The organism is Bradyrhizobium rifense, from assembly GCF_008123425.1.
Lineage (GTDB): Bacteria > Pseudomonadota > Alphaproteobacteria > Rhizobiales > Xanthobacteraceae > Bradyrhizobium > Bradyrhizobium rifense.
This window is the reverse complement of record NZ_VSSS01000093.1, coordinates 19,687-28,094: the sequence shown is the minus strand read 5'-3', so window position 1 is coordinate 28,094 and position 8,408 is coordinate 19,687. Positions and strand designations below refer to the sequence as shown.

8 protein-coding genes are annotated in these 8,408 nt (G+C 64.9%); 4 read left to right on the top strand and 4 right to left on the bottom strand.

Annotation, left to right across the window (positions count from 1 at the left end; all coding sequences use genetic code 11):
- Nucleotides 1–149: 149 nt before the first annotated feature.
- Both FXB40_RS45260 and FXB40_RS45255 read right to left on the bottom strand, forming a co-directional pair.
- On the bottom strand, nucleotides 150–929 hold the full coding sequence (locus tag FXB40_RS45260; protein ID WP_148778727.1) for a class II aldolase/adducin family protein: 780 nt from the start codon (nucleotides 927–929) through the stop codon (nucleotides 150–152).
- Between the two features lie 179 nt (nucleotides 930–1,108).
- Nucleotides 1,109–2,758 carry a glycosyltransferase family 39 protein gene (locus FXB40_RS45255; protein ID WP_148778726.1) on the bottom strand — a complete coding sequence of 550 codons (1,650 nt, stop codon included), beginning with the start codon at nucleotides 2,756–2,758 and terminating at the stop codon, nucleotides 1,109–1,111.
- A gap of 313 nt (nucleotides 2,759–3,071) precedes the next feature.
- On the opposite strand from FXB40_RS45255, the gene FXB40_RS45250 reads away from it, so the two are divergent.
- Both FXB40_RS45250 and FXB40_RS45245 read left to right on the top strand, forming a co-directional pair.
- Nucleotides 3,072–3,947 (top strand): DUF308 domain-containing protein, encoded by an 876-nt coding sequence (locus FXB40_RS45250; RefSeq protein WP_187437576.1) that lies wholly within the window; start codon nucleotides 3,072–3,074, stop codon nucleotides 3,945–3,947.
- Nucleotides 3,948–4,110: 163 nt separating this feature from the next.
- Nucleotides 4,111–4,524, top strand: coding sequence for a Ros/MucR family transcriptional regulator (locus FXB40_RS45245; RefSeq protein WP_148778724.1), 414 nt, complete (start codon nucleotides 4,111–4,113; stop codon nucleotides 4,522–4,524).
- A gap of 4 nt (nucleotides 4,525–4,528) precedes the next feature.
- Here FXB40_RS45245 and FXB40_RS45240 read toward each other — a convergent pair whose 3' ends face one another.
- Both FXB40_RS45240 and FXB40_RS45235 read right to left on the bottom strand, forming a co-directional pair.
- Nucleotides 4,529–4,957, bottom strand: coding sequence for a SufE family protein (locus FXB40_RS45240; protein ID WP_148778723.1), 429 nt, complete (start codon nucleotides 4,955–4,957; stop codon nucleotides 4,529–4,531).
- Between the two features lie 69 nt (nucleotides 4,958–5,026).
- Nucleotides 5,027–5,461, bottom strand: a complete 435-nt coding sequence (locus tag FXB40_RS45235; protein ID WP_148778722.1) for a DUF5330 domain-containing protein — start codon at nucleotides 5,459–5,461, stop codon at nucleotides 5,027–5,029.
- A gap of 407 nt (nucleotides 5,462–5,868) precedes the next feature.
- Between FXB40_RS45235 and FXB40_RS45230 the strand changes: the two genes are divergently transcribed.
- A complete protein-coding gene (locus FXB40_RS45230) occupies nucleotides 5,869–7,698 on the top strand; it encodes a PAS domain-containing sensor histidine kinase (protein WP_187437575.1) in 1,830 nt (609 codons plus the stop codon).
- On the top strand, nucleotides 7,691–8,404 hold the full coding sequence (locus FXB40_RS45225) for a peptidoglycan-binding domain-containing protein (RefSeq protein WP_148778720.1): 714 nt from the start codon (nucleotides 7,691–7,693) through the stop codon (nucleotides 8,402–8,404). The genes FXB40_RS45230 and FXB40_RS45225 overlap by 8 nt, the downstream gene beginning before the upstream one ends.
- The last annotated feature ends 4 nt before the right edge of the window (nucleotides 8,405–8,408 follow it).

Genomic DNA, 8,408 nt, shown 5'->3' with positions numbered 1-8,408 from the left:
GGTGGGCACGCTTCGCTTTGCTCACCCTACGGCTCTGTTTCCGTAACGACGACCCCACCAAATAAAAACGCCGCCCGGAATTGGGCGGCGTTTCATTCCGAAATGTGTAGAGGGTGTTGACGGCTAGTCTACACCAAACTCCGTAAATCTCAAGAGCGGTAGCCCGGCAGCTCGCGGTCGAGCTTGCGCAGCAGCGGCGGCCACACCAGGTTGGTCGCGCGCAGCTCGGCGCGGTCGCGGTTGGCGAGCAGCTCGGTGTTCTTCTCGATCGCGATTTCCTCGACCGGATAGACCGGCGTGCCCAGCGCGCGGGTGCGCACCTGCATCGAGCAGGCGCGCTCGAGATGGTACATGCGCTCGAAGGCGGACGCGACCGAGCGGCCGACGGTCAGCGTGCCGTGGTTGCGCAGGAGCATGTGGTTGTGGTCGCCGAGGTCCTTCTGCAGCCGCGGCCGCTCGTCGTGATCGAGCGCGATGCCTTCATAGTCGTGATAGGCGAGGTCGTGGGTGACGAGCTGCGCGGTCTGGTTCAGCGGCAGCAGGCCTTCGGCGGTGCTCGACACCGCGGTGCCGTCCAGCGTGTGGAGATGCAGCACGCAGATCGCGTCCTCACGCACCTCGTGGATCGCCGAATGGATGGTGAAGCCGGCCGGGTTGATGCTGTATTCGCTCTCGCTGAGCTGGTTGCCGTGCAGATCGACCTTGACCAGGCTCGAGGCCGTGATCTCGTCGAACATCAGCCCATAGGGGTTGATCAGGAAGTGATGGTCGGGGCCGGGCACGCGCGCGGAGATGTGGGTGTCGACCAGATCGTCCCAGCCGTACAGCGAGACGAGACGATAGCAGGCGGCGAGATTGACCCGTTGCTGCCACTCCGCCTCCGTCATGTTCGACGGCACTTCCTTCAGGCGCGCTTCCGCTGGTGACATGGCAAATCTCTCCGAACCTCGTTGTTGCGGGGAGGGAGCCTAGTCTCGGGTGAGGTCGGCAGCAAGGCGGTCAAATCGCAAGCAGCCAAGCGTAGCCCGCATGGAGCGCAGCGTAATGCGGGGCCGCTGTCCCCGGATTTCGCTTCGCTTCATCCGGGCTACAGGCCCGTAGAAGAATATTACGGCGCGGGGATCGACAGCAGGCTGGAAATGCCGCGGCCGCGGATGTCGTAGACGCGGGCGAACACCACGTCATCGCGCTTGATCTCGACCAGCACGGGGGCGGTGAGGCCCTTGCAGTAGAATTCGCCGAGCGTCATGGCGAAATCGGCCGCGTTGGAATCCCAGCCGATGGTGAAGTCGGGGCCGAGCGCGACCTGCGCCGGGCGCTGCGGACCGCACACCGCGACCTTCCATTTGCGATTGCGCGGCGGCACTTCCTGGCGCTCGACCAGCTGCTCACGCAGTTCGTCGGAGGCCTGCTTCAGCGCGAGGCCCCAATAGTCCAGCATGTAGCGATCGTCGGCGGCGCGCACCGTGCCGGCGATGTGGTTGAAGTGGGTGTATTGATAGGGATGCAGCCGGATCATCTCGGCAAGCGGCAGCGCCAGGCCGAAGCAGAACAGGGCAAGCACGGCCGGCTGCCAGGCGCGGTGGTTGGTGCGCAGGCGCTCCATGGTCCAGGCGAAGGCGACGCCGCCGAGCACCGCCATTGGCGGGATCACGAAGACGAAATGGCGGATGCCGTTGTAGAGCGCAGGACGCTTCACCATCGCGATCGCGAGCGGCAGGGTGGCCGCCAGCGTCAGCATCAGCAGGATGGTCTTGCGGCGCGCCGGAACCTCGCGACGCGGCAGCATCGCGAAGGTGCTGAACATCGCGCCGGCCATCAGCACCAGCATCACCTCGGGCAGCTGCAGCGCGAACAGCGTCGGCAGATACGACCAGGGCATGTCGGGCACGGACACGATCGCGCCGTCGAACATCTCCTTCCAGGGTTTCTCGAAGAAGTGCGAGAAATAGGTCAGGGCCTCGAAGGGATTGCCGGGCTCCATGATCGACCACGGCCAGATCAGGCCCATCACGAGATAGCCGAACGCGAGCCCAGGCAGCAGCACGTAGACGACATGGGCGAAACGCCTGATAGCCTCGCGCGCGCCCTCGGTGCGCAGCTCTTCCAGGAACAGCGGCGTGAAGCCGACCATCGCATAGACCAGCGCGAGCCCGCCGAGGATACGGCAGCCGATCGAGAGGCCAGCACCGAGGCCGACGATCAAGATCGTGCGCGGCGAGGGTTTTGGATATTCCTCGGCAAGCCGGACCAGGCCGAGCATCAGGATGATCATCGCCACCGCGAAGGGCGCATCCTTCGGGTTCATGAACATGTGGCCGTAGAAGATCGGGCAGAGCGCCAGCAGCAGGAGCGCGGCAAGGCCGGCAAGCGGTCCGCCGATGCGGCGGCCGAGCCGCCACGTGACCGCAAGCCCGATCACGCCGACGATCGCGCCGACCAGGCGTCGCGTCTCGAACAACTCGAGCGGGAGAATCTTGTGCAGCAGGGCTGCGACCATGTCGAAGCCGCCGCCGTACATATAGAGGTTGGCGAAGGAGAGGGCAGACGTATCCCTGAAGCCGGAGCCGTACATGCGCAGCAGCAGGTCGGCATATTCGGCATGGGTGTAGTCGTCCCAGCCGAGCCCGTAGTCGCGGAAGGTCAGGCCCGCGATGACGGCGACGGCAGCCAGCACCAGCATGGCGAGGTCGTCGCAAGTCCGTTCAACCGAGCGCCCGAGAGGCGTGTCGATCGCCGAAGTCGTGATGGATGTCATGGCTATTGGTGACCCGGAATCCCCTCTTGGCCCTGCTGGTGCGCGCGGGCCTGCTCCCCGGAATCCCTATAGCGCAGTTCCATTACCAAGTAATTGGGCATTATGGCTAAATTCCTGATGCGACGCAGCAATTTCCGAAAACGCGGGAGCAGATTACAGCTAGCTGACCGTTGCTGAAGGGAATGTGAATAAGTCCCTGATATCCTTCCCTTTAGGAACGGCGGCGGCAATTGGTCGTTGGCGAGGAACGCAGTATGACGGTATCGTGGCGTAACGGGTGCCGCGCGCGGATGCGCGGACGGGGATGGGTTCGATGAGCTTGGCGTTGTTGATCGTAGGGATTTTCGCCGTGGTGGCGGGCCTCCTTGCGGTCGCTTTTGGCTATTCGATCAGGGATTTCAGCCTTGGCAGCACGCTCATAACGAGCGGAACGATTGGCGTCTGCTCCGGAATGTTACTGGTCGGCCTCTACGTCGTGCTGCTGGAGCTGCAAGGCATCGCCCGCCGGCTGGCCGGGACGGCCGCGCCGTCGGAGGTTCGCGTGAGGCCGGTGCTGCCGCCGGGCCTCGCTGGGCCAAATGCACCGGGCGCAACTGCGCCGGAACTGGCTCCGGCGATACGAGCCGAGCCACAGCCTTCCCCCGCTGCACCGCCATGGCAGGCCGAAGCGCCCGCCCGTGAGCGTCCGCGGGCCGAAGCACCGGCCGAGCCGGAAGCGCCTCCGCCTCCGCCCGCAGCTCCGGAGACGCCACGCCGGCGCAACCTGCTGTTCGCCTCGAGCTCGCGCAAGGAGCGCGAGCGTGCCGAGGCCAAGGCCGCGGACGGTCTACCGTCGCAACCGCACACCGAGCCCGCGGAGCCCGACGAGGCTCCGCCCGCGAGCTTTGACGATGCCTGGCCGAAGGCCGACCGTGCGCGCCCGCCGGAGCCGCCCGCAGCGCGTCGCCCGCCGCCGCCACGGCCGGCGTCGACCTTCGAGCCTGCAGCACCTCAGCCTGCCGCACCTCCGCCGGCACCGGAGCCGCCGCCGGCCGAACAGTCGCCGGTAACGGTGCTCAAATCCGGCATCGTCGACGGCATGGCCTATTCGCTTTATTCAGACGGCTCGATCGAGGCGCAGATGCCGGAGGGCATGATGCGCTTCGCCTCGATCGACGAGCTGCGCTCCCATCTCGACCAGCGCGGCTGAAGCTTCGCGGCGTTCAAGTAAAGTCCCGCAATTGTGGTCGCGAGATCAGTAATCGGTTGATATTTCCTAGTCGTCGTATTTCGGCCAAACGTATTGTTGACAGAGAATACTTCACCGCCGCCAATGCAATGCGACGGAGTCGCATTGGAGAGAGGTCGAGCCCATGTCGGATGTTGGGGCTAAAAATTTCATCGAGCTGACGGCCAACATCGTCTCGGCCTATGTCAGCAACAACCCGACGCCGGCCGCCGAGATTCCGAACCTGATCAGCCAGGTGCACGGCGCGTTGACGCGGGTGTCGTCGGGCCGCGTCGAAGCGCCGCTCGAGCCGGCAAAGCCTGCCGTCTCGCTGAAGAAGTCGATCGCGCCGGACTATCTGGTGTGTCTGGAAGACGGCAAGCGCTTCAAGTCGCTGAAGCGCCATCTGCGCACCCAGTACAGCATGACGCCCGAGCAATATCGTGAGAAATGGGGCCTGCCGGCCGACTATCCCATGGTCGCGCCGAACTACGCGGTGGCGCGTTCGCAGCTGGCGAAGAAGATGGGCCTGGGTCAGCAGCAGCGGAAGCGGAAGTAACCCTTCACGACGCTTCCGCGAGCGCCTCTTTCGCGTCGGTCTTGATCCGCTCGACCATCGAACGCAGGCCGTTGGAGCGCTGCGGCGTCAGATGGTCGCGGAAGCCGAACTCGTCGAACACCGAGATCGCATCGGTCGCGAGAATCTCCTGCGGCGTGCGGCCGGAATAGAGCGCGAGCACGATCGCGACCAGCCCGCGCACGATATGCGCGTCGCTGTCGCCGCGATATTTCAGGAGCGGCGCGCCGTTGCCGCGATCGACCAGCTTCTGGAGCCAGACCTGGCTGACGCAGCCATTCACCTTGTTCTCGGCCGAATGTTCCGCCTCGGGCATCGGTTCCAGGGTGCGGCCGAGCTCGATGACGTAGCGGTAGCGGTCGTCCCAGTCTTCGAGGAGCTCGAAATTGTCCCTGATCTCGTCAATCGCAGTCATTGATGGCCCGTGGTTCCCGTTCAGGCAAATATAGGGAGGCGCACTGCCGAAATCGATAGGATTTGAGCCCTAATTCGCCGTCTCCGGTCCGTGCCATTCCAGCGCGAGATCGTCCTGGGTCAGCGTGTCGCGCGGTGCTTCGGTCGCGGCGGCGTCGCCTTCACCGGCGACCGTGATCGAGCCGGTGTGGTCGGGCGCCTTCTTGTCGGGTTTGTCGTTCTTCTCGTTGGTGATCTGCTCTTTCTTGTCGTTGATGATCTGGTAGATCTTCTTCGCACCGTCCTGCGCCCGCTGGCCGATGATGGTCGCGGCCTGTCCGCCGACCTCGCAGGCCGCCGGCTGGCGCTTGCAGAACTGGCTCATGTCGGAGACGGCCGCGGTCGCAGCCTGCACCGCGTCGGCAGCGCCGATGTTCGGCAGCTTGCCCGATTCGGGTGACTTGTCCCGCGGCAGGAGCACCAGCACCAGCCCGAGCCAGAATGTGATGCGGAGCAGAAAGCGCATCTTGCGAACCTGTACGTTAGATCCCGTCGCGGCGATCTCCGCGAGGTCGGACCTAGCAACTCTCGATAAATCGCAAGTGATTGCCTTCCGCTTAATTCGCGGAAAATTTACGCAAAAATCTTCGCGATGTGAGGTCTCGTAAATTTTCGATGGATAGCTGCGCCCGTGGTGTTCCGGACCTCGCGCATCCACCAATTCGAAACCATGAAAGGGACGGCGAAACCCTGTGTTCACCATCCCCGATGATGACATCGCCAAATCGCCTAAAAATCTCCGCGATGACGCGGTGTGGAGCCGCAGGCCGGATCGCCTTAGCACTCGTTTAAGGTCGCTCTGACACGTTGGCTCAACGACAAGGAGGCGTTCCGGCACGTCTTCAAGGACGATTGAGCCGAAGCGCGAGACCCGTGACAGTTTTGAGTATCATCCGCGATTGTCTCGATGCGCTGCTGCATCCCTCCGCGCGTTACGATGCGCTGACGCGCGCGCGCCATCGCGCCTTCATGGCGCCGCGGCTTCTCGGAAGCCTGGCTGCCTTTGCCGCATTTCCTGTCTATCTCGTCCTGCGTGGCGCGCCGAGCGCGATCGAGGTCGCCGCTTTCGCCTGGCTGATCGCGCCGATCATGCTGTCCTGGTTCCTGTCGCGCACCGGCCGCTACGAAGGCGCCCATGTGCTGTCGTCGCTGGCGCTTGCCGGCCTGATCATGGCGATTGCGAGCACGACCGGCGGCATCGAATCATTCGCCGCGATCTGGCTGGTCGTGGTTCCCCTCGAGGCCGCGCTGTCGGCTTCGCGCCGCGTCGCGGCCTTTGCCTCGTTGCTGGCGCTGTCCTGCGCCGGGATATTGATCCTCGTCAGCCAGTTCGGCTGGTTGCCGTCCGAACATGTCAGCGCTGCGCAACGCGGCGTGATGATGGCGTTCGGTGTCGCCTCCGCAACGCTTTATGCGGCGGGCCTCGCCTTCGGCGCCGAATCTCTCGCGCGCACCAGCGTGACGCTGCTGTCGCGCGAGGAGGAGCGCTATCGCCTCCTGGCGCGCAACATGAGCGACGTGATCTCGCGGCATCAGCGCAACGGCGCGGTGCAGTTCATCTCACAGGCCGCGGAAGCCATGCTCGGCATGCCGGTTGCGCAGCTGCTCGGCCATGGCCTGTTCGATCGCGTCCATGTCGCCGATCGTCCGGCCTATCTCACCGCGCTCTCCGATGCCGCGCGCGGCGACGTGCGCAGCGTCGAATTCCGGTTGCGGCGCGAACCCACCGGTTCCGAGCGCGGTCAGGTCGATTTCATCTGGGTCGAGATGCGCTGCCGGCCGCTGGATCAGGACCTGGGCGGTGATCTCACGCGCGAGGCCGAAGTCGTCGGCGTCATGCGCGACGTCACGGATCGCAAGCTCCAGGAGCAGGCGCTCGATCAGGCCCGCAGTGATGCGGAAGCCGCCGACGCCGCCAAGACGCGCTTCCTCGCCACCATGAGCCATGAGCTGCGCACGCCGCTCAACGCCATCATCGGCTTCTCCGAGATGATCGCGCAGGAGCAGGCCTTGATGCTGGGCGCTCCCCAGCGCAAGGAATATGCCGAGCTGATCAACGCGTCCGGCCAGCATCTGCTGTCGGTCGTCAACGGCATCCTCGACATGTCGAAGATGGAATCGGGCAATTTCGAGATTGCGTCGGAGCCGTTCGCGCCGCGCGCCTCGCTGATGCATTGCTGCAATCTGCTCGCGCTGAAGGCGCGCGAGAACGGCGTCGATCTGATCACCGACGCGCCGCGGGATCTGCCTGTGATGACCGGCGATCCGCGCGCGTTCAAGCAGATCGTGCTCAATCTCGTTGCCAATGCCGTCAAGTTCACCGAGCGCGGCGGCCAGGTCACGGTGTCTGCGGCGGCATCCGCCTCGCAGCTCACGCTGCGCATCAGCGACACCGGCGTTGGGATTGCGCCCGATGATCTCAAGCGCATCGGCTCGCCGTTCTTCCAGTGCGGCAAGACCTATCAGCGTCGTCACGAGGGTACCGGCCTCGGATTGTCGATCGTGAAGAGCCTGGTGGCGTTGCATCTCGGCGAATTGACGGTACAAAGCAAGCTCGGTGAGGGCACCGCCGTCACGGTCAAGCTGCCGCTGGTCTACACGCCGCCGCAAGCAAAGCCCGCGGAGAGCAAGATCGCGACGCTGACGCCGGTGCTGCGTCATGAAATTCAGGACCAACCTGCTCTGGTGAAGAAAAGTGCCTAGAAAGTCTGCTGCAAAGGACGAAGCTGCTCCGCGCCGCCGTGGCGCCAAGGCCGCGGTCGTGGATGTCGAGACCGAGCGCAATCTCGTGATGCGCGTGCTCCTGCACAGCCCCAAGGACACGCTGGCCGGCCTCGTCGCCGCCGCGGCCGTCAGCGCCATCGTTGCGAATGCGCTGTTCCTGCAGACCGGCCGGCATCCTGCGCCGATGTTCGGCACCGTGATCAATCTTCCCGCGCCGTCGTCCATGCCGCAGGCCAATCCCATGCCGCGTCCGCGTCCCGTCGGCGCCGACACCTCGCCGCTCGAGCCGAAAGCTACCGAGTTTCGCGTCGAGCCGAAACCGGCCGAGAAGGCGCCCGAAAAACCCGCCGAGACGACGGCCTCGACGCCGCGTGCGGGCGATCCCATGACCAATCTGGTCATCAAGGCCACGACGCCCACACCGGCACCGTCTGCGGTCGCCGTCGCACGTCCGCCGGCAGCGATCCCGGCGCAGCAAAGCCCGGCGGCGCGTCGCCTCGCCGGCGTGCAGCGCGCGTTGTCCGAATACGGCTATGGGAATTTGAAGATCACGGGCACGATGAGCGGCGAGACCCAGTCGGCGATCCAGACATTCGAGCGCCAGCGCAAGATGCCCGTCACCGGCCAGGTGTCGGACCGCCTGCTGCGCGAACTCGCCGCCGCAATCGGCCATCCTGTCGAATAATCGT